This window comes from Deinococcus actinosclerus (assembly GCF_001507665.1).
GTDB lineage: Bacteria > Deinococcota > Deinococci > Deinococcales > Deinococcaceae > Deinococcus > Deinococcus actinosclerus.
Genome location: NZ_CP013910.1, coordinates 3,052,665 through 3,073,728, shown reverse-complemented (window position 1 = coordinate 3,073,728; position 21,064 = coordinate 3,052,665). Strand labels below are relative to the sequence as shown.

At 53.9% G+C, this 21,064-nt stretch carries 21 protein-coding genes; 16 read left to right on the top strand and 5 right to left on the bottom strand.

Annotated features, from left to right (window positions below):
• Window positions 1-55: 55 nt before the first annotated feature.
• The 4 genes from AUC44_RS16920 to AUC44_RS15040 all read right to left on the bottom strand — a co-directional run bounded on the left by AUC44_RS16920 (window position 56) and on the right by AUC44_RS15040 (window position 3,992).
• Window positions 56-1,717, bottom strand: coding sequence for a bactofilin family protein (locus AUC44_RS16920; protein ID WP_062159447.1), 1,662 nt, complete (start codon window positions 1,715-1,717; stop codon window positions 56-58).
• Between the two features lie 15 nt (window positions 1,718-1,732).
• Window positions 1,733-2,206: a cyclic pyranopterin monophosphate synthase MoaC gene (gene moaC / locus AUC44_RS15050; RefSeq protein WP_062159891.1), complete on the bottom strand. Its 474-nt coding sequence runs from the start codon at window positions 2,204-2,206 to the stop codon at window positions 1,733-1,735.
• A gap of 40 nt (window positions 2,207-2,246) precedes the next feature.
• On the bottom strand, window positions 2,247-2,852 hold the full coding sequence (locus AUC44_RS15045; protein WP_062159446.1) for a YceD family protein: 606 nt from the start codon (window positions 2,850-2,852) through the stop codon (window positions 2,247-2,249).
• 81 nt (window positions 2,853-2,933) lie between these two features.
• On the bottom strand, window positions 2,934-3,992 hold the full coding sequence (locus AUC44_RS15040; RefSeq protein WP_062159445.1) for a glucose-1-phosphate thymidylyltransferase: 1,059 nt from the start codon (window positions 3,990-3,992) through the stop codon (window positions 2,934-2,936).
• A 188-nt stretch (window positions 3,993-4,180) separates the two neighbouring features.
• On the opposite strand from AUC44_RS15040, the gene AUC44_RS15035 reads away from it, so the two are divergent.
• The 16 genes from AUC44_RS15035 to AUC44_RS16690 all read left to right on the top strand — a co-directional run bounded on the left by AUC44_RS15035 (window position 4,181) and on the right by AUC44_RS16690 (window position 19,951).
• Complete coding sequence (locus tag AUC44_RS15035) at window positions 4,181-5,281, top strand: mannose-1-phosphate guanylyltransferase (protein ID WP_062159444.1); 1,101 nt, start codon at window positions 4,181-4,183, stop codon at window positions 5,279-5,281.
• Complete coding sequence (locus AUC44_RS16325; RefSeq protein ID WP_082689091.1) at window positions 5,278-6,675, top strand: nucleotide-binding protein; 1,398 nt, start codon at window positions 5,278-5,280, stop codon at window positions 6,673-6,675. Before AUC44_RS15035 ends, AUC44_RS16325 begins: the two co-directional genes overlap by 4 nt.
• 23 nt (window positions 6,676-6,698) lie before the next feature.
• A protein-coding gene (locus AUC44_RS16915; protein ID WP_197408525.1) for an IS630 family transposase occupies window positions 6,699-7,707 on the top strand; the annotation gives its coding sequence in 2 pieces (ribosomal slippage) (window positions 6,699-7,166 and window positions 7,168-7,707; 1,008 coding nt in all).
• Between the two features lie 293 nt (window positions 7,708-8,000).
• The gene (gene wbaP / locus AUC44_RS15020; RefSeq protein ID WP_062159442.1) at window positions 8,001-9,434 is read left to right on the top strand and encodes an undecaprenyl-phosphate galactose phosphotransferase WbaP; all 1,434 of its coding nucleotides are present in this window, start codon (window positions 8,001-8,003) and stop codon (window positions 9,432-9,434) included.
• 2 nt (window positions 9,435-9,436) lie between these two features.
• Window positions 9,437-10,708, top strand: a complete 1,272-nt coding sequence (locus AUC44_RS16315; protein WP_082689213.1) for an oligosaccharide flippase family protein — start codon at window positions 9,437-9,439, stop codon at window positions 10,706-10,708.
• Window positions 10,683-11,315, top strand: coding sequence for a DapH/DapD/GlmU-related protein (locus tag AUC44_RS16310; RefSeq protein ID WP_082689090.1), 633 nt, complete (start codon window positions 10,683-10,685; stop codon window positions 11,313-11,315). Before AUC44_RS16315 ends, AUC44_RS16310 begins: the two co-directional genes overlap by 26 nt.
• Window positions 11,312-12,523 (top strand): hypothetical protein, encoded by a 1,212-nt coding sequence (locus AUC44_RS16700; RefSeq protein WP_157445401.1) that lies wholly within the window; start codon window positions 11,312-11,314, stop codon window positions 12,521-12,523. Before AUC44_RS16310 ends, AUC44_RS16700 begins: the two co-directional genes overlap by 4 nt.
• Window positions 12,520-13,773, top strand: a complete 1,254-nt coding sequence (locus tag AUC44_RS16305; protein WP_082689212.1) for an oligosaccharide repeat unit polymerase — start codon at window positions 12,520-12,522, stop codon at window positions 13,771-13,773. Before AUC44_RS16700 ends, AUC44_RS16305 begins: the two co-directional genes overlap by 4 nt.
• Window positions 13,774-13,804: 31 nt before the next feature.
• On the top strand, window positions 13,805-14,899 hold the full coding sequence (locus AUC44_RS16300) for a glycosyltransferase (protein WP_082689211.1): 1,095 nt from the start codon (window positions 13,805-13,807) through the stop codon (window positions 14,897-14,899).
• Window positions 14,896-15,822, top strand: a complete 927-nt coding sequence (locus AUC44_RS16695; protein WP_157445400.1) for a glycosyltransferase family 2 protein — start codon at window positions 14,896-14,898, stop codon at window positions 15,820-15,822. The genes AUC44_RS16300 and AUC44_RS16695 overlap by 4 nt, the downstream gene beginning before the upstream one ends.
• 62 nt (window positions 15,823-15,884) lie before the next feature.
• Window positions 15,885-16,067, top strand: a complete 183-nt coding sequence (locus AUC44_RS17155; protein ID WP_250636659.1) for a hypothetical protein — start codon at window positions 15,885-15,887, stop codon at window positions 16,065-16,067.
• Window positions 16,031-16,861 carry a dTDP-glucose 4,6-dehydratase gene (rfbB, locus tag AUC44_RS15015; RefSeq protein ID WP_250636658.1) on the top strand — a complete coding sequence of 277 codons (831 nt, stop codon included), beginning with the start codon at window positions 16,031-16,033 and terminating at the stop codon, window positions 16,859-16,861. Before AUC44_RS17155 ends, rfbB begins: the two co-directional genes overlap by 37 nt.
• Window positions 16,858-17,757: a glucose-1-phosphate thymidylyltransferase RfbA gene (rfbA, locus tag AUC44_RS15010; RefSeq protein ID WP_062159441.1), complete on the top strand. Its 900-nt coding sequence runs from the start codon at window positions 16,858-16,860 to the stop codon at window positions 17,755-17,757. Before rfbB ends, rfbA begins: the two co-directional genes overlap by 4 nt.
• On the top strand, window positions 17,750-18,298 hold the full coding sequence (locus AUC44_RS15005; protein ID WP_062159440.1) for a dTDP-4-dehydrorhamnose 3,5-epimerase family protein: 549 nt from the start codon (window positions 17,750-17,752) through the stop codon (window positions 18,296-18,298). Before rfbA ends, AUC44_RS15005 begins: the two co-directional genes overlap by 8 nt.
• On the top strand, window positions 18,295-19,026 hold the full coding sequence (locus AUC44_RS15000) for an SDR family oxidoreductase (protein ID WP_062159439.1): 732 nt from the start codon (window positions 18,295-18,297) through the stop codon (window positions 19,024-19,026). Before AUC44_RS15005 ends, AUC44_RS15000 begins: the two co-directional genes overlap by 4 nt.
• Complete coding sequence (locus AUC44_RS16690; protein ID WP_157445399.1) at window positions 19,013-19,951, top strand: hypothetical protein; 939 nt, start codon at window positions 19,013-19,015, stop codon at window positions 19,949-19,951. Before AUC44_RS15000 ends, AUC44_RS16690 begins: the two co-directional genes overlap by 14 nt.
• Here AUC44_RS16690 and AUC44_RS14995 read toward each other — a convergent pair.
• Window positions 19,901-21,049 carry an O-antigen ligase family protein gene (locus AUC44_RS14995; RefSeq protein ID WP_082689089.1) on the bottom strand — a complete coding sequence of 383 codons (1,149 nt, stop codon included), beginning with the start codon at window positions 21,047-21,049 and terminating at the stop codon, window positions 19,901-19,903. The two genes, AUC44_RS16690 and AUC44_RS14995, sit on opposite strands and share 51 nt — an antisense overlap.
• Window positions 21,050-21,064: the final 15 nt, after the last annotated feature.

Genomic DNA, 21,064 nt, shown 5'->3' with positions numbered 1-21,064 from the left:
TGCCAATCACCCCCACCTGCACGGGTGGGGGCTTCTTGTGTTCAGGGCGTGGCGTTCAGGCCGCCCGCACTTCAGCCGGGGTGCCCGAGCGGCTCAGCAGCAGCGTGCCCGCGCCCCAGGTGCCCCCCACCAGCGCCAGCGCGAACGCCAGCGGTGGGAGGCTCAGGCTGGCCGCTACCGCACTCAGGCCCACCAGCGCCCCCACCGCGTCGGGAACGGGCAGGTGCGCGCGGTAGGCCAGGGCCCGGCCGGCGTCGTACGCACTGACACTCAGGCCCACGGCGATCAGCAGCACGGCCAGCGCCGCCGCCAGCAGGGCCGGACCCAGCAGCCCGGCCAGCGCCAGTCCGCCCGCCGGGCCCAGCAGCGCCGCCAGCGACAGCACGCCCAGCGCCAGCGTCCGCACCGGGGCGTGTCGTTGCCGCCTCGCCAGCAGCGGCGCGAGCCCTGAGACGAACAGCAGCAGCAGCGCCCCGCCGGTCAGGCCCACGAACACCTGCGGCCACGCCGCGCCGCCCAGCCAGCCCAGGACCGGGCGGAACGCAGCGGCAGTCACGGCCCCCAGGCCGCTCGGGGCCTGAATCTGGCGCGCCTCCCGGTCCCCGGGGACCTGCCCCAGCAGCGCCGTGACGGTCCCGCCGACCTCCGACCCCGTCTCGCGGCGGATATCGCCCAGCAGAGTCACGACCTCACCCTCCACCCGGGCGTCCGGAGCGAGCAGGACATTCCCGCCGGCCGCGATCACGTTCCCCTGCACCGCGCCGTGCACCACCACGTCCCGACCGAAACTGACCGTGCCGTGCGCGACCAGGCCGTACAGGGCCGGCAGGGTCAATGCCGCACTGAGTGCGAAGGCCAGTCCACCGAAGCGCTGCGTGGCCGGTGCAGGCCGCCAGGTGACGGCGGCACTGGTCAGCAGGAGCAGCAGCAGCCCCACGCCCGCCAGCGGCGAGACCTGAGCGAGCAGCGTCTGCAAGACCAGCGCGCCCGCCGCGAGGTTCGGCCACGCGGTCGAAACGGCCAGCAGCGTCAGCGCCACGAGCAGCGACACCACCATGATCAGCGGTGCCGGGTTGCGGGGGCGGTTCCCGATCAGCGCGGCTGCCGCCGCCGGGGCGGGCGACAGTACCTCTGGGGGCGTGTGGCGCACCTGCTGCGTTACAGCCGCCGCGACACTGGCCGGCATGGTCGGCCGGGTCAGGGTTGTCCCCATGCGTAGATCCCGCACGACGTTGGCCGCCACCGAACGCGGCAGCGGCGGGGTCGCCAGCTGCGCGCCCAGGCGGACCTCGCGCGCCACGCTGGCGGCCACGCTGCGGGGGATCGCGGGTGTCCGCTCCAGGGCCTGCTCCAGTCGCACGTCCCGCACGACGGCCGCCGCCACGCTGCGTGGCAGGGCGGGGGCGTCGGTCAGCCGCGCAGCGAGCGCCACCTCCGCTGCGACCTGCGGGGCGAGCGTGCCGGGCAGGGGAAGGGAGACCAGTCGGGCCGACAGGTGCACCTCGCGCGCCACGGCCGCTGCCACACTGCGCGGCAGCCCCGGCCCGGCCCGCAGAGCAGGCGCCACCCGCGCCAGCCGCTCACGCTGCGTCTGCACCTCCGTGGGCAGGGCGCGCAGCAGCTCCGTCTCGGCGGGGGTCAGGTCACCGTCCGCCTCGCGGTGCAGCAGCTCCAGCCACGCCCGCCCGTCCCCCGTCTGTCGAGTCTCCACGCCCATACGGTGTCTCTACGTTCAACCTTCGCCGGAAGTTCCCGGCGCGCTGTCTGGTCCACCTGCGGGGCGGGCCGTGTAGTTGCCGCTCTTGCCGCCGCTCTTGCCCAGCAGGCGCACGCCCGTCACCTCAATGGCTTTGCTGGCCGCCTTGAGCATGTCGTACACGTTCAGCGCCGCCACCGTCACGGCCGTCAGGGCCTCCATCTCCACGCCGGTCGGGGCGGTCGTGCGGACCCGCGCCCACACGTACACGCCCGCGTCCTCCAGCGTCACGCGCACGTCCGCGCCGGACACTGGAATCGGGTGGCACAGCGTGATCAGATCCGCCGTGCGCTTGCAGCCCGCCAGTCCCGCCAGCCGCGCCACCGTCAGCGGGTCACCCTTCGGGTTGGTGCCCGCCTCGAGTGCGGCCCTCGCCTCAGGCGGCAGCCGCACCCAGGCCTCGGCGGTCGCCTCGCGCGCCGTGGCGACCTTCTCCGAGACGTCCACCATGCGCGGCAGACCGTCCCGGAAATGCGTCAGTTCGGACACCTCAGTCCTCCGGGAGCTTCAGATCCGCCAGGGCCGCGAACGGATTCTGCTTCGCGTGCAGCGACCCGGCCGGGGTACCCAGTTCGTCGTCGATCTCCTCGACCGGCACCTGCGCCATGTGCTCGCACGGCCCCTCGTTCAGGTCGTGCCCACACACCTGACACAGCCCCCTGCAGGCCTCGTCGTGCAGCACGCTCAGCGGCGCATTCAGCAGCGTCGTCTCGGCCAGATAGGCGCTGAGATCCAGATCCGGATCCCCGAACACCAGCACCTCCTCACCCGACTCGGCCTCCTCCAGGTACGGCTGCTCGGCCGAGGGGTCGTAGCGCATCAGGGTGCCCAGCTCGATCTCCAGCGGCACTTCCACGTCCCGCAGGCAGCGGGCGCACTCCATGATCAGCACAGGCTCGAAGGAACCCTGCAGGTACATCTCCGAGCCACCCAGCGTGTTGACTTCCACCTCGAACGGCGCGGGAGAGGCGAAACGCAGCGTCTGCGTCTCACCGCCCTGCTCGTACTGGAGGTGATCAAGGTGCCCTTCTGCCTGCGCGTCGTCCAGCGTGGATCGCATCAGCGCACCCAGGTGAATCCGAGGTGAATCCGTCATGGCCCCATCATAGGCCCGAGCGGCTCACAGAACCCTGCCCCACACCGCAAAACGGCTCGGGCAGGGCCACCGGCAAGGTCCTCAGGCGAGTTCGACGAGGCTGGCGTCGCTGATGGTGAGCTTGTGGGTACGCGGCACGGTGCGGCCACCCCTGACCTGGGCGCGCACGCCGATCAGGCAGTCCTGGAGGCGCTTGCTGACATTCTCGATCTGCGCCTCCTCGTCCACCACGCTGTGCTCGACCTCGGCGCCGCGCACCACCGTGCCCGAACCGATACTGGTAAAAGGCCCGATGTACGCGTCCTCGATCACGACGCCCTCACCCAGCATGACCGGGCCGACGATCTTGCTGCGGATCACGCGGGTCGACGCTGGAATGACCACCCGCCCCGTGATCCGGGAATCGGTGACCTCACCCTGAATATCGCCCTCCAGCTGTTCCAGGAGCAGCCGGTTGGCATCCAGCAGATCAGCGGGGCGCCCAGTGTCCTTCCACCACCCCTGAACGGGTTGACCCTGCACGGTCAGCCCCGCATCGATGAGCCGCTGGATGCCGTCGGTGATCTCATATTCGCCCCGCGCCGACGCCGGCATGCCATCGAGCATCCTGAAGATCTCCGGGGTGAAGCAGTACAGGCCGGCCACCGCGAGGTTGCTGGGTGGAACCTTGGGCTTCTCGACCAGCCGGATGATCCGGTTGCCCTTCAGCTGCGCGACGCCGAACGCCGTGGGATCCGGCACCTCGACCAGGGCAATGAGGGCCGTGGGCCGGTCCTGCTGAAACTGCCGCACGAACGGTGTGGCGCCGTGCTCGAAGAGATTGTCCCCTAGGTAGACGCAGAAATCATCCTGACCGACCCACTCGCGGGCCGTGAGGACGGCGTGACCGAGGCCAAGCTGCTGATGCTGATCGATCAGCGTGATCTGAACGTCCGGGAGCCCGTGCAGGGCGTGCTGAATTTCATCCCGCGTGATGTCGGACACGACGATGCCGATATCGGTGATGCCGGCCTGCACCAGTGTGTGAATCGCGTGGGCGATGATGGGCTGGCCGGCCACCCTGAGAACGGGCTTGGGGCGGGTGTAGGTCAGGGGGCGTAGGCGCGTGCCCAATCCCGCCGCAGGAATGATGGCTTTCATACCTCTACTGTAAGTCTGCGCCGCCTCTCATCTACCTGACCTGGTCTTAGGGCATGGGCGGTCTACCCTCACGGGCCGATCAGGCTATGCGGACACTGTTATCATCAGCCGATGCATCGGCTCACGGTCATTCAGCAGACATATCAGATTTCAAGCTGTCAGCACGAAATCAAGTTCTCAGGAGAGCGATGAACGCAGACGCCCAGCCCTTATTCGTCCCCGTCATCCTGGCAGGCGGCAGTGGGGAGCGCTTCTGGCCACTCTCCCGCAAGCACCGGCCCAAGCAGTTCCTGACGCTGGATGACTCCGGCCGCAGTCTCCTGCAGGCCACAGCAGACCGCCTGACGGCCTTGGCAGGCCACGCCGCCCGGATCATGGTGGTGACCGGGCGCGATCACCGCGCGCAGGTCCTGGAACAGTTGCCGGATATGCCGGTCGAGAACCTACTGGTCGAGCCTACCCCCCGCGATACGGCTGCCGCCATCCTCTTCGCGGCGCTGAAAGTGGCCCAGCTGAACCCGCAGGCTGTGATGGGCGTCTTTCCGGCAGATCACCGCATCACGGACACGCCAGCCTTTGAACGGGTCGTTCGGCATGCGACGCAGGTCGCTCACCTGACCGATCAACTCGTGACCATCGGGGTCACACCCACTTTCCCGGCCACGGGTTACGGATACATCGAGCGGGGCGATCCTCTCGACTCACATGACGAACTGGCGGCTTACCGGGTAACGCGCTTCACCGAGAAGCCCGACAGTGAGACGGCCCGCGCTTTTCTCAGTACTGGTCTGTACAGCTGGAACAGTGGGATGTTCATCTGGAATGTCCAGGCCATCCTCAGGGCCTTCGAGCAGCATCAGCCCGCACTGTATGCCCAGCTGTCGGAGGCGATGGCCCGCCATACGCCTCTGCAGCCGCGTCTGCCCGAGATCTTTCCGCAACTTCCCAAGATCAGCATCGACTACGCCATCCTGGAAAAAGCCGACAACGTGGTGGTCATCCCGGCAGAGTTCGGCTGGGACGACCTGGGTGATTGGAATGCCATGGAACGCCTGCTCAAAGGTGAGGGCGACAATGTCTCCGTCGGTCGACACATCGGCATTGATACCGGTGGGGCGATCCTGTACACCACGAGCGGCGATGACCTCATCGCCACGATCGGCCTGGAAGACGTGGTGGTCGTGCGTGCCGGCGACGTCACGCTGGTCGTCCGGAAGGATCGCACGCAGGACATCAAGCAGGTCGTCCAACAACTGAAATCACACCCTGAACTGGAGCGCTTCGCATGACTGACTACCCACAGATGGAGCCGCGCCGCGCGGCTCAGGAACCGCCGGAATCACGTGAACAGGAGATCGAACTCGGTACGCTCTGGAACGGGGTGCGGCGTCGCCTGCCCGTCATCCTGCTGGCAACTGGGATCATTGGTGCTGGTGTTTACGCTCTGTCCCGGGGGCAGCCGGACGTATTTGAGGCGACTGCCAGCCTGGTGACGACGGGCAACAGCAACAATCTCGGTAGTGGTCGGGACAGTGTAGTGACAGCCTCACCCCTACCTGAAGGCGCTCTCCAGGAGGCGCTCAACGGACCCACCGTGCTGGGACGCATCATCACTGGGTTGCGCGATACTACCCGTATCCCTCAGGAGCTGCGGACTGAACTGGCTGACGACCTGCAACGAGAACTTCAATTGCGGGAGGTTAAAACCCTGCAACTGCAAAATCAACTGGACTTCAACGGTAATGGCATCTATTCCGTGACGGCCCGCGCAGGTAGCTCGGTCGCTGCAAAGTTCCTGGCGGATCTGAGTGCACAGGCGCTGCTGGACTGGGACCGTGGGCGTGCCCTAAATGGCCTTGAACGAGCGTCACAGAGCCTACAGGCCCAGTTAGCCGAAATAGATCGTCAGCTGGCCGGGGGAGCGCAGAGTGACTTGGAACGGCAGACACTGGTTGCCTCACGGGCAAGCCTGCAACGCACACTGGCGCAGGTAGATATCCAGGCCAAGGGTGCGACCGGCTCGCTGGAACTTGTCTCCCCGGCTGTTGAGCCACTGGAACGTGTGGCGCCAAAACCTACTCGCAATGCGATCCTAGCAGGATTGCTGACCCTGCTGATAGGGGCTGGCCTTGCCGCTCTGCGTACGGTGACAGACCGCACAGCCCGTTCTGAAGATGACTTACTCAACTTCGGCCTGCCAACATTGGGCAGCGTGCCCAAGCTACGCCGAAGGGATGTGGTCTTCAGTGGAATAGTCCGTGCAGCCCGTCAAGCTGGGCTGTACGAGGCACTCGGGTTCCTGCGTGTGAATTTGCTGACCCGAATAGGTACTCCTATGGGCCAGCGCATCATGATCTCGTCGACTGCACCTGGTGAAGGTAAGAGCAGCCTGACGGCTACGCTGGCTGACACTCTAGCTAACAGTGGCCTACGGGTGCTGATCATCGATGCTGACATGCGCCGCGGTACTCAGCAGGATGTCTGGGACAAGTATGAATCCAGCCACAAATGGCTCCAGCTCAGCGGTGATGGTGGGGCTCGGACGCTGCAGGAGGCCCTGCGCGCTCCACAGAACGTGCAGGTGATTGAGGCTGAGCCCGGAGTGCATGTCTTGCCAGCTGGGCCAGGGTTGCAAGACAGCATGGGTCTGTTGAACCGCGCTCCTCTATTGATAGCGACGTAAATACGAGCTGGTATGCTGGAGGTGTGGCTGAATGGCATCCATCCAAGTACTCCCGGGCGCAGCTGGAGGAACGCCGACTGGCGGCGACCCCCTGGCTTCAAGGGGGCCAGCATTCACAGCAGGCGATTGCCGATCACTTTGGCGTGTCCGTCCACACCGTCAGTAACTGGAAGAAACGCCTGAAGCGCACCGGCAGTCTCCAGGCAACGGTGACGACAGGACGCCCATCCCGACTCACCGCCGCCCAGCTCGAACAGGTCCGCACCCTCCTGCGGGAGGGTGCGCTGCACCACGGCTTCCCTGATCCGACCTGGAGCACCAGACGAGTCGCAGACCTGATCGGGCGGCACTTCGACGTGTGGTACCACCCCGATCACGTCCGGAGAATTCTTCGTCAGCTGGGGTTCACGCCCCAGATGCCGGATGGACGGGCAGCAGAACGTAATGAACTCCGGATCGCGTCCTGGAAAGAACAGGTGGCTCCGGAGTTGGGAAAAAAAGGTCGCGCAGGGCGCAACCCTGGTGTACCTGGATGAGGTTGGCTTCTCGCTGAAAGGCGTGCGAAGACGAACGTGGTCGACCAGGGGCGTCACGCCCCTGGTCACACTCCCGGCCAACTGGGAAAAACTCTCGACCATCGGGGCGATCACCTCGGACGGTCGATTCTTCCAGCACACGAAGCCTGGGGCGATCCGGAGTGGGGACGTCATCCGGTTCTTCCAGCATCTGTTGCGCCATGCGCAGGGGGAGATCGTGGTGGTGCTGGACAACGCGGGCATTCACCGAGCGAAGGCAACTCAGGCGTTCGTGGATCTCCACGAACGCCTGTCGCTGGTGTTTTTGCCGCCTTACGCTCCAGAGTTGAATCCGATCGAGCTGGTGTGGGCGTACGTGAAGCGGAATGTGCTGGGGAACTTCTGTGCCCGCTCAGTGGGCATGCTGAAAGCGAAGCTGGTGAAGGCCTGGCAGCGGGTTCGGTACATCGACCTGCCTCAACATTTGATGGACTCGAACTTATGCCGTTATCAATAGGTCAAATTCTGGATAGCTGGAGTTCAAGCTATGATCTAGTGCTCATCGACAGCCCTCCCATGCTGGCTCTGGCAGATGGCCTAATTCTCGGCCGACATGTCGATCAGGTTTTGATCGTAGTGGAAGAAGGAAAGACCAGCTTAAACGCAGTGAAGCAGACTTTACGCCGAGCTCACAATGCTAGTGTGCCCATTCTTGGATTCATCCTTAACAAAGTCTCAGCCAGCTCGCAAGAGGCGCAGGGTTATGGCTATGGGTATGGCTACGCGCCCCGCAAGCGGGGAGGATGAACCATGGGTGTGTTGAATCCATCAGGTTTACCTAGAAAATCTGTGGCCTCGCTGCCCGCTGTCAGCAGCTTTCCGCAAGGCGCGGCGCTCCTGCTGGGAGACGTGCTGAGTCTTCTTGTCATCTATAGCGTGACGCACCTTCTGCTCCCACTGTGGGGACTGCCAGTCGAAAGTTCCCATTCGTCGCTGGTGTGGGGCGCCGTGTGGCTATGCTGGAGAGCTTACCAGGGGCTGTATCCCGGATATGGGCGCTCTCCGCAGACCGAGTTGCGATTGCACGTTATGGGTACTGCGCAGGTGGTGGCAGTGCAACTGGCAGCAGGTTTGGCGCTCCAGCGCTTCTCGCCCAGTGTGTCCAGCACAGTGCTCAGCTGGGCGTTGCTCCTGCTGCTCAGCTTATTCGTACGATACGGCGTCCGTTCGCTGCTGATTCAAGCTGGACAGTATGGTCGGCCGATCAGCGTGATCGGTGCGGGACAAACTGCCGCCATGGCCATCCACCACCTGCGCGCCCATCCTGCCTACGGCCTGAACCCCGTTGCAGCCTACGATGACAATCAAGAACTGCACGGCACCACACTACATGGTGTGCCTATCCTAGGCACCATTGAGCAAGCCATCACAGAACCCCGGACGGAGCAGGCGATCGTATCTATTCCTGGCGCGCGTGCTGAGACACAGCAGAGGATCGTGAACGCCACCTACGCTGCGTTCCCACATACTTGGGTCATTCCCGATCTATTCGGTATTCCCAACCAGGCGCTTCAACCACACAACATTGGCAGTGTGGCCAGCCTAGAAGTTCGAAACAATCTTCGCAGTGTGCAGGCTAGAACCATGAAACGCACCATTGATCTCTTGGGATCAGGTCTCGGTGGTCTGCTGCTGCTGCCTGCGCTGTTGCTGATTGCCTTGGCTATCAAACTGGACAGTCCAGGCCCAGCCGTGTACAGAGCCCGCCGTCTAGGGCGCAATGGTGAATCCTTTGACTGCTTCAAATTCCGCAGCATGCACCGTGACGCAGAAGCCAAGCTGAAAAGTGTGCTGGATAACGACCCCATATTGAAAGCTGAGTTTGAGGCGACGCACAAATTGAAGAATGACCCACGGGTTACGAGAGTCGGTGCCTTCTTGCGAAAGACCAGCTTGGATGAATTGCCCCAATTGGCTAACGTCCTGCTAGGCACCATGAGTTTGGTGGGTCCTCGCCCAATCGTTCAGGGAGAAATTCCTAAATACGGGGACATTTACGCTGTATACAAACAGGTACGTCCCGGCATGACTGGTTATTGGCAGGCGAATGGGCGCAGTGATACCAGTTACGATGAGAGAGTAGGTATGGACAACTTCTACGTGACTAATTGGACGCCTTGGCTGGATATATCTGTTTTAATTCAAACATTCAAAGTCGTTTTTGCCGGTAAAGGTGCGTATTAGCAGTGAATTTATCCAAGGTTGGGAACTACGTTATTATATACCTATCTCATTTCTTTAAAGTATTCTCCTTTGTCTTACTTCTTCCTCTGTTTACGAGAACATTTGATAAGGATATTTGGGGTCTTGTTGTTGCCGCTCAGGCATTTTCTTTCTGGCTTCAGATAATTGTAGAATATGGTTATAATCTATCTGCAACCAGATCAATTTCTCAGATGGGAGAAGATAAACAAAAGATTATTGGGTATATTATTTCTGTCTTCAAATCAAAAGCTATTCTTGCAGTATCTGCAGTAATAATATCCGGTATAGCTTTTATATTTTTCGATTCGGTTAGTAGATTTGGTAGCCTCATTGTCTGGGTGGTTCTTTTTGCAATAGTGCAAGGGTTTGCTCCTGTGTGGTATTATTTATCTTTGAATAAGTTGCACCTATATTCAGCATACGATTTAGTTTCTCGTATATCATATCTAATCTTATGTATAGTCTTTATTAAATCTAACAGTGATGCATTTATGGTTTTTGCTTTTGGTGTCGTAACTGGTATGGTACCTATAGTTATGAGTCTAATAAATTTCAAGAAGTTTAAGGCCAATACTGAGTACGATGAAACAAAAATTATACTTGTGATGAGAGACAGCTTTCCTATTTTTCTTTTTGCAATAGTAACAAGCGTTTATACCAGTTTAAATATTTTAATTCTTAGCAATTATGCAGCTCTTTCTGTCGTGGCGGTTTATAGTGTTGCTGACAGGATTGTCAGAACGAGTGGTAGTCTATTGGAGCCTCTAAATCGAATATTTTATGCGAAAATGTCTAGAGATTATGTTGCAGGTTTAGAAATCTCGCGATCCTCGCTAAAAAAAGTCTCTTTAGTGCTGTCAATGGCCGGAATACTTATATTTTTAGCTTTGCAGATTCTGGGATCCTTTTTAATAAGTATTCTGGCGCCCAAATATGGGTCTTCCGTGGAATATATTAGTATTTTATCATTTTATATACCATTTTTAATATTAAATAACATACTGGGATTACATATTGTATTACCATTGGGTCTCGACAAGCAATTTAATATTATATTTATGGTTTCAAGCCTATGCAGTCTAATTGCAATGATGGTCGTTGTTCCGAAATATGGAGCACTGGGTTTAGCATACATTACTATCATCACCGAAGTTGCAGTTTCAATAAGTTTTGTCGGTCTGATAGCAGCCTGCGGTGGAGTAAAATCCATGATTGAGAGGTTCAATTATGAGAATAAGCTTTTTAATAGCTAAGTTGCATGATAATGGAGTTCGTTTCTTTGTCAGAAGAATATCCAAAAAATTTAATTCTCGGTTATATAACACAAGATATAATTGCAAAATATCAATTCCAAGTTCATCAAGTGTATTTGGGAGATCATATATTGATTTCGGAGATGGCGTGATAATTGGCGAGAGATGTAAAATTGAAGCAGTATACAGCCATGGCAAAGATAGATTTAGCCCGAAAATTAAAATTGGTAACAATACTACAATGAATGATGATGTTCACATTGGGTGTATTGAATCAGTGACTATAGGTAACAATGTTCTTATGGCAAGCAGGATTTATATAAGTGATCATAATCATGGATCCTACGGATATCCAGTAAATGATAGTCCGGAGTTGGCGCCAAATAATAGACAATTAGTAGCAAAGAGCGTCTGTATTGAGGATAATGTTTGGATTGGAGAAGGTGTAGTGATACTGCCCGGGGTTACTGTTGGGAGAGGGAGTATTATTGGAGCTAATAGTGTGGTGACGAAATCCGTCCCTTCATATTGCATTGCAGCGGGTGTCCCCGCCAAGGTAGTAAAAGTGTACAACGCACAAATCGCACAATGGGAGTCTGCTAGATGAAGAAGATAGTATTTACAATTGTCAATGGAGACTATATGGCGTATGCAAATGCATTGCGTCAGTCCGTTGCTCATCATCTGCATGATTTTGACTTCAGAATTATATTACTTGAAGAGGAGAACAGTTTTGATTTTAAACAAATTATACTTGCAAAAAACCTTTTTATTGATGATTTCTACCATAGAGCATTTTATTATAATATTACGGAGCTTGCTACTAGTATAAAACCCGATGCGATAATATATTTTATGAACGAAGGATACGATCAAATTCTATATCTGGATCCAGATATAGTATTTTATAGTTATCCTCATGATATATGCGATTCTCTGCAGGAAAATAATATTGTTTTGACTCCACATACAAACCAGATTATGTCTACTTTAGATGGTAAACGCCCAAATGAATTAGATCTTTTAAGAACAGGGACTTATAATTTGGGTTTTATTGGTGTTAGAAATAGTGTTGAAGGCCGTAAATTTGCTGAATGGTGGTCAAGTAGATTGAAATATCTTTCGTTTGAGGATTATCTTAATGGTCAGTATACTGACCAGAAGTGGATCAACTTGGCAACTGAAATTTTTAGCGGTGTATTTATTCTTAAGCATGAAGGTTATAATGTCGCTTACTGGAATATAGAGAATAGATTTTTGAGGTACGATAATGAAAATAATTCCTGGAAAGTAAATGGCAGACCATTAGTATTCTTTCACTTTAGTGGATTTAAGTCTACGATTGACTCTATATCTAAAAATCAAACTAGGGCGAGTTTCGACTCTAGGCAGGAATTACGAGAGTTATTTTCAAGCTATAAAAAATCTCTAGATTCATTTATTAATAAGAGTAGTGTCCCATACTCGTATGGGAAATTTAAAAATAAAAATAATATATCTGGCCTTCAAAGAAATTTCTATTTCTATATATATGTATCTCATTTATATAAACTGGATATTAACCCTTTTGATTTCACCTGGAGTCAAATTTTAGAACTTAGAAATAGATTTTCAAGGCGGGCACCTATTATGTTCCATATTAATGATAAAGAGAAGAAGCTGCTAAATACTAAAAATCCCGTTTTAAAAATGTTCTTTAAATTTGCAATTAATAAGTTGGTCGACTCAAGATTTACCAGCTTTATAGATAGAGTTCATTTAATTACAAATAGAAGTAATTATGCTAGAATAGTTGAGAACGGTTCGTCTAAATGAGAGTAATAAGACCACACACAATTGCGATAGCTCTATGCTTAATTTTAATTGGATTTTCATTGATAAATCCCAATGATTATTCGATTAAAATTGGCGAAATAAACTATATGTACAAAAATTTAAACTATTACTCATACATGATATTATGCACATTAGTCTTTTGTCTCGGCAGCGTTTTCTCAGCGATTATTTTTAAAAGATATAAATATGAATATTTTAATCCTAACAAGATGGTTATTTTATCTATAGGATCTATTGGAATTACAATATCTTTAGTGAAGATGTTATTCCTATATCTGAATTTTGGATTTTCAAAAATTTTTGCTTCTTACGGTGGAACGGAGGCCGGATATTTAGTTAAAGATGATTTGAATGAAGTCATTGCTGGCGGCAAGATAGGTTGGATTACGGATGCTAGTATTATTGTTTTGATTGTTCTGATATGGCTCAGTGTGAATAAAAAAGATAAATATGCGAAACTGCTGCTTTTAGCAAATTTGCTGCTTTTCATTTTAATCTCTCTCATTTCTCTTTCAAGAGATGCAATTATAAGTGTTATAATTTCGTATATATTTATATATCTTTCAAGTATTAGTGGTGGCGTTTTTAGAGTGTTAAAAAAATACATTATATCTATTTTAGCTGCTGCTACACTATTTGCTGCCTTTTTCGTGATTGTCGATTCTGCCAGGAACGGCCTGGATAGAACGAACGAAACTATTACCCAAATCTACGGATACTTCCCGGCTTCTGTCAATAGAGGGGCGGCCATATACGATGGCGAGCTGGTATATCCAAATCATAATAGTGGTTACTACTCCACTCAGTTTATTTGGGATTTTCCCATCCTTTCCTCTGCATTGAAGTTACCTCAAATTGCCCGAAGTTATGGCTTGAACATACCACTGCGTCCTGAAGATAACTGGACGAACCAATTTAAAGCAGTGCGCAGTTACGGTTTAAATCAGAAGTATATCTGGGCGACAATTTTTGGATTTGTGTATGCGGATTTTGGTAATCTTGGTGTGATATACTTTCTGATCTACGGTATTTTATGTGGTTTATTCTATAGACTGTATAAATCGGGGTCGGTTTTTGGAATTATAATGTATACTTTCTCTGTTATAACTATAGCTAAGTGGGGCAGTATAATTTCTTTTTCCCAGAGAACAATTTTGATTGGTTTAATTATAGCTTTCCTGCTTCACATGGTTACAGTCATAAAAATCAAGACAAAGAGGGTGGTATAAAGTGAAATATATACAGATATGTTTTGAGCCAATGTTCTGGCGCGTTAAAAAAGGTGGAAGTGAAGAAATGAAGCGAAGATATAGATACACAACTTCCTTAATAGCTGAAAGTATTGCTTATAGTTTTACTTCTAATCTCGAAAAGATTTCTGAAGAAAAATACATTAAAAAGTTATTTAATAAATTTAGCCTTTTTCTGCCATATCCCGTATCAATTAGATTACCTAGCCAGGATCTAATAAATGAGATGAACTCTTTGGGGGATAAAATTATCCTAATTGAAGGAATACAATCTTCACTATCCTTTTTTATGATAAAAAAAGAATTGCGCAATAGAGTTATATTGCGAATACATAATTGGGAATCTAATTATCATAGAGAAATGGCGATAAGCAGCGTAGGGTTTCGTAAAATATTACACAACTTGGTAGCTCTGCAATATAAAGTATATGAAAAAATTCTTTTTTCATATCAAATAAAGATTGCACATATATCTGAAGATGAAAAAAAGCTAATGGAAGTTAAATTTAACGCCAGCAAGCATTATTTAATGCCACCAATTGCAAAAAGTATAATTGACATAAATAATGAAAAGAGGGAAATAGTTGATTTCTTAATAATGGGAGATATGTCAATTTCTGGGAATTATGTAGGTGCGGAATGGTTTGCTAAAAATGTATGGCCTGCACTTCTTGAGAAGTGGCCCGATAGAAAATTGCATATAGTTGGCATAAACTCAGAAAAGATAAGAGGTAGCGGTATAATATCTCACGGCTATGTTGAAAACTTGAAAGAGTTTATAGAAAATAACAAAACTGTTAGCATTATAGCTGTTGCTAAAGGCGGAGGTGTCAAGATCAAGACAATAGATACAATGGTATCTGGAATTCCTGCTATATATAGCATAAAGTCTCTTGAGGGACTCATGCATAAAGAAGATGTTATGGCAAATTGCTATAATTATACCCATGGAAATTTTTCAAGTGCATTTATTGCGTGCTGCCAAGCAGTTGAAAATATTGAAAATACCCACACATATACAGAATATCTTAAAAAATATTGTCTTGAAAACTATAGTGAGCATGCATACGAAAAGTCGTTTAATGCGATAAGGTATTCCCAATGAATTATCCGGTAATTAGAATCTGTATTCCGACACTAAACCCTCATATAGATGATCTTATTAAGACCAAAATGCAAATTCCAACAGAGGTTCTTGGCTATAAAACTGAAATATCTATAGTTGATTCTGGTAGTAGGAATATAGATGAAATTAGAAACATTTTTGAAGACGTAATACAAATAGATAAATCAAGCTTTAACCACGGTGCGACTAGAAACTTGATTGCTCTTAGGGCTCCATCTAAAATACTGGTTTTTCTTACTCAGGATGCACTCGTATTGAGTAAAAGTTTTTTAGAGAATCTTATTAAGCCAATTATTTTAAATGATGCTGCGGCAACTTATGGGCGCCAACTTCCAAGAGAAGACGCTTCTTTGCTGGAGACTTTTTCTAGATATTTTAATTATCCTGATCATGATATTATAAAGAATGCATCAAGCATAGAAGATTTAGGAGTGAAAGCATTTTTCTATTCTAATGTATGTTCTGCGATTGACACTGAGATTTTTAAAGATTTAGGCGGATTCCCCGAAGACGTTATAATGAATGAAGATATGGTACTGGCAGTCAAGGTAATATCTGCTGGATACAACATCAAGTATGTTCACTTGGCTGAAGTTATTCATTCTCACGAATACTCTCTCTTGCAGCAGTTTAAGAGAAATTTCGATGTTGGTACATTTTTTGCGGATAATACGGCCAGACTGCCTGCTGTTTCCGTGGAAGGCGAAGGTGTAAAATTCTTAAAACGTCAGATGCGATATGTCATCAGCCATGGCAAGACAAGCTTAATTCCATTAGTATTTCTGGAAGCGTTTGCAAAACTTTCTGGATATCAGCTTGGAAAGCGTCATAGAATCCTTCCAAAGAGCTTTAAGGTGTACGCAAGCATGCATAGCTATCACTGGAACAAGTCAAAGGAGTAAGTATGCAAAGAATCGGAAATCTTTTAGTAACAGGCGGCTGTGGTTTTATCGGCAGTAACTTTGTGCGCTACTGGCTGGCGCAGCACCCGGACAGCCGGGTGGTGGTGTACGACAAGTTGACCTACGCGGGCCGGAAGGAGAACCTGCATGACCTGTGGGACACGGCGAACGTGTCGCTGGTCGTGGGGATATCGGGGATCAGGATCTGGTGCGCCGGACTTGCCAGGACGAGTCCATTGATCTGATCGTGAACTTTGCGGCGGAGACGCACGTGGATCAGAGCATTCTGGGGCCGCTGGTGTTCACGGACACGAACGTGCGTGGCACGCACGTCCTGCTGGAGGTGGCACGGGAGCTGGGCATCCGTCTGCACCACATCAGCACCGATGAGGTGTACGGCCACATTAAGGACAACCACCAGAGCGTGGAGACTGATGAACTGGCCCCGCGCAGCCCGTACGCGGCGAGCAAGGCAGCGGCGGATCAGCTGGTGCAGGCGTACGCGATCACGTACGGCATTCCCGTGACGATCACGCGCGGCGCGAACAACGTCGGGCCGTACCAGTACCCGGAGAAGGCCGTACCGCTCTTCAGCACGAACGCCATTCTGGGTGAGCCCATCCCGGTCTATGGGGACGGCCTGCAGATGCGTGACTACGCGCACGTGTATGACCACTGCACCGGCATCGAGACCGTGCTCCTGAAAGGCGAGATCGGTGAGGTCTACAACGTCGGCACGGGCCGTGAGATGACCAACCTGGAGATGGTAGACATTGTTCTGGACACACTGGGCAAGGACCACAGCCTGGTCAGGCACGTCACGGACCGCCCCGGCCATGACCGCCGGTACTCCATGAACGTGGATAAGCTGCGCACGCTGGGCTGGGAACCGAAGTATGACCCCCGGCAGGCGGTTGCTGAGGCTGCGCGCTGGTACGTGGACAACCGCTGGTGGTGGGAACCGATCCGCAGCGGTGAGTTCCGCGAGTACTATGACCGCCAGTACGCCGAACGACTCGCGGGCCCCGAGGTCAAGTGACCGCCTTCACTACCTCCCGCCGGGGCATCATCCTGGCGGGCGGGTCAGGCACCCGCCTGTACCCGGCGACCATCGCAGTCAGCAAGCAGCTGCTGCCCATCTACGACAAGCCGATGATCTACTACCCGCTGACCACCCTGATGCTGGGTGGCATGCAGGACATCCTGATCATCAGCACGCCGGAGGACACCCCGCGCTTTAAGCAGCTGCTGGGTGACGGATCGCAATGGGGCATCCGCTTACAGTACGAGGTGCAGCCCAGGCCTGATGGCCTCGCGCAGGCCTTCCTGATCGGCGAGGAGTTCATTGCGGGGCATCCCAGTGCGCTGGTGCTGGGTGACAACATCTTCTACGGCAATGACCTGTCGGACCTGATGCAGGACGCCAACAGCCGCCCCGAGGGCGCCACCGTCTTCGCGTACCAGGTGAGCGATCCGGAACGCTACGGCGTGGTGGACTTCGATGACACTGGGAAGGCGCTATCCATTGAGGAGAAGCCAGCCGAGCCCAAGTCGGATTACGCGGTCACGGGTCTGTACTTCTACGACGAGCGCGTGGTCGATATTGCCCGCAGCATCAAGCCGTCGCCGCGCGGTGAGCTGGAAATTACGGACGTGAACAGCACCTACCTGCACGACGGGTTGCTGGACGTGCAGCTCATGCGGCGGGGCTTCGCCTGGCTGGATACTGGCACCCACGAGAGCATGCTGGAGGCCAGTCTGTTCGTGCAGGCCATCGAGCACCGACAGGGACTGAAGATCGCCTCGCCCGAGGAGATCGCGTGGCGCAACGGCTGGATCAGCACCGAGATGCTGCTGGAGCAGGCGCAGAAACTCGCCAAGAACGGGTACGGGAAGTACCTGCTGAAACTGAGCAAGGAGAAACGCCATGGCTGAACACACCGTCCGTCTTGCCCACGAGTACGCGCAGGCCCTGAACTTCGAGACGTATCCGGCGGCCCCACAGATTGACGGGGTGTGGTTTCACGCCCTGAAGAAGAACCGCAGTGAGAACGGCGCGTTCATGGAGTATGTCCGCCTGGACGAACAGGGCGTGCAGGGCTTGCCCGGCCAGCTGACCCCCCGCCAGATCAGCGTGTCGTGGGCAGCCCCGAAACGCATCAACGCCTTCCACATCCACGTCAAGCAGGAGCAGAACGAGATCTGGTGCGTGCTGCAGGGCCAGCTGATGATCTGGCTCGTCGACTGCCGCGAGGGCAGCCCCACCCTGGGCGTCAAACGCAAACTGGTCTTCAGTGGCGAGCAGCCCATGATGGTGCACATCCCCAGTGGTGTCGCCCACGGCTACCAGGCCGGTGAGCAGGGTGCGACGCTGCTGTACACCATGGACGCACAGTTCGACATCACGGACCCCAATGAGGGCCGCCTGCCCTGGAACTTCTTCGGTGATGACCTGTGGGCCGAGGACATGGGATGAAGATCCTCCTGACGGGCGGCGGCGGCCGCCTGGGCACGGAACTCCGGGCCCTGCTGCCCGGTATCGTGGCCCCTACCTCCGGGGAGATGAACATCACCGACGCCGGGCAGGTGCTGACCACTGCGCAGCGTGAACAGCCTGACCTGATCGTGCATGCCGCGGCCTACACCAACGTGGGCGGCGCCGAGCGTGACCGTGAAGCTTGCTGGAACGCCAACGTCATCGGCACCCGGAATATGGCAGCCGCCGCCAACGCCGTGAATGCCAAACTGGTGCACATCAGCACTGACTACGTGTTCAGCGGCGATACGGGCGGTTACCGTGAGGACGACACACCTGGCCCAGTCGTCAACTACTACGCATTGACCAAACTGATTGCCGAGGAAGCGGCCCGAGCGGCGCATGATCACCTGATCATCCGTACCAGTTTCCGCCCACGGGAGTTCGCGTACCCCGTTGCCTTCAGTGACGTCTTCACCGGCCAGGATTACGTGGACGTGCTTGCCCCGCAGATTGCGCAGGCCATCACGTATGCCCGCGAGATCCCGCACGACCTGCTCCATATCGTCACTGAACGCAAAAGTGTCTTCGAACTCGCCCGTCGTCGCAAGGCAGACGTGCAGGAAGGCACCCGCGCACAGGCCGGCGTGACCCTGCCTGGCGATGTCAGCCTCAACACCGACCGCTGGCTGTCACTTGTGGCATCTTGGAGTGATGTCCGCGTCTGAGCATGATGTCACCACCGTTGATTTGAGAACAGACGTGCCGACTGGGTGGAACTTGGTTGGCTTGTCTGATCCAAAGTTTGACGGCATTAACTATTACCGTGAAATTCAAGGAACGCATGCGTTCCTTGAATTTAAATTGAATACCCCGCAATTTGTTCAAGTTGAATATCAGTTATATTCAAGATCGCAGGGTGTAACCTCTCGGCTTTTTATGGATGGAGCACTGCTGCAGCAGCGGCGCTTCGCCAAAAATAAGCTGGAGGAAAAAGAGCGCGCGGGAGTTTTTGTTAAATCAGGAACTCACACAATTTCATGGGACTTCAAATGTTCCGAAGAGCCTTGTGATGATCCTCTAAAACAATATTTGACTCAAGTTAAGCTTATTAAGCGAAATGGACAAGAGAAAAGTGAGGAAGTGGGAGTGCATGTCTTTAAAGAAATCCTAGACGATCCTCAGACATCATTAAAAGTATCTGGAGCGGGTGCATTGGAATTCGATGGCATTAACTTTTTAAGACGTATTACAAGTAAAAATATGCAGCTCTCTTGGTCTGATGAAGGTGCTATCAATGCTGTATTGTACGTATATTCTCCGCAGGTATTTAAGGTAACTGCTCGATTGAAGAATAAAGTGGTTGATATTCAAAAAAATAGCAAATCCGAGGGCGCTCTGATAGCGATCTCCCTTGCTCAGTACCCACAAGTGCGAACGTTAGATATAGAAATTGATTGCCTTGGCAAATCAAATATAGGGGGCTGCGCATACATATACTCTCCGTATGTAATTTTCAGGAAGGTAGACCCTATTTCAAAGCCTGAATTGTCAACTATAATATTGTTAGTCGGCGTTATTTTATTTACTTTATGGAAATTTCTATTCTTTCGTGGATCGTCTTACGGTAACGCCTATGAGAGCCCACCATAACTCGGCAAAGTGAACGCTTGGTAAAGTCAGGACGACGTCGACCATATTTATGGCCGCGAAGCCGAAGGTGATTGCCATGACGAATGGATCGCCTTGGCGCATGCCCAGCCAAGTGCCATATATGGTCACGGCAAGCAGGCCCAGCGTCCCAACTACTCCTGTTTCCAACAACCAGTGGAGCCAGACGTTGTGGGCAATCAACAGCACGCTGGCCCAGCGAGTGAGGCTCTCGGGGCAGCGAATCTCATTACGTTCCAGCGTGGGGGTCAGTTGACAGCCGTCCTTGAACAGGTAGGTCAGATAGGGGCCTCCCTGGTAGGGACCGACTCCGCCGATGGGTGAAGTCTGCCAGCCCTGGACGGCGTCCTTCCAGACGAGTTCCCGGCCGCTGGTCTGATCGTTTAGCAGCCGCTCGACAGGTTTAAAGGGAATCTGGGCCTTGAAACTCACCATGGCGAGAACCACGAGCCCGACCGCCGGGAGCAGCAGCCATGGGCGGCGCTGCTTGCCCTTCTGGAAGGCCAGGGCGGCGACAGAGCCCGTGAACAGGGCCAGGAGTGGGCCGCGGCTGCCGGAGGCCAGCAGGGTGGCCAGCGCGAACAGACCGGCGGGCCAGCGCCACCAGCCTCCGCCACGCCAGAACACGATCAGCCACAGGGCGATCACCGCGACCAGACCCAGCGTGACGACGTAGTAGTACGGGTGGCCCAGGCGCGCCTGCACGCCCTCCCAGCCCTGCGTGCCCAGGGTGTAGGCCCAGGCGCTCGCGAAGATGGCCAGCTGGCCCCACAGCAGCGGGCGCAGGAGGCGGCTGTCCTTGAGGTACGCCCCGGCCGCGACCATCGCCAGCGCCTCGGCGGTACGTAGAGCCGCCAGGCCCACTGACGTCAGCGGGGCAGGCGTGAACAGCGCCGCGATGAGCTGGGTGGCGGCGAAGAAGAACAGCACGCGCCGCGCGGTGAGGGGCAGCCGGCGCAGGTGGCCCAGGGTGGCGAAGGCCGCCAGGTACAGTGGCGGGAAGATGGGGGTCAGCGCGATCAGCCAGCTCACCCAGCGGGGCGGGGGGCTGACCGGCGCCTCGGGCTGGTGAACCGTCATGCTGCGCAGTATAAG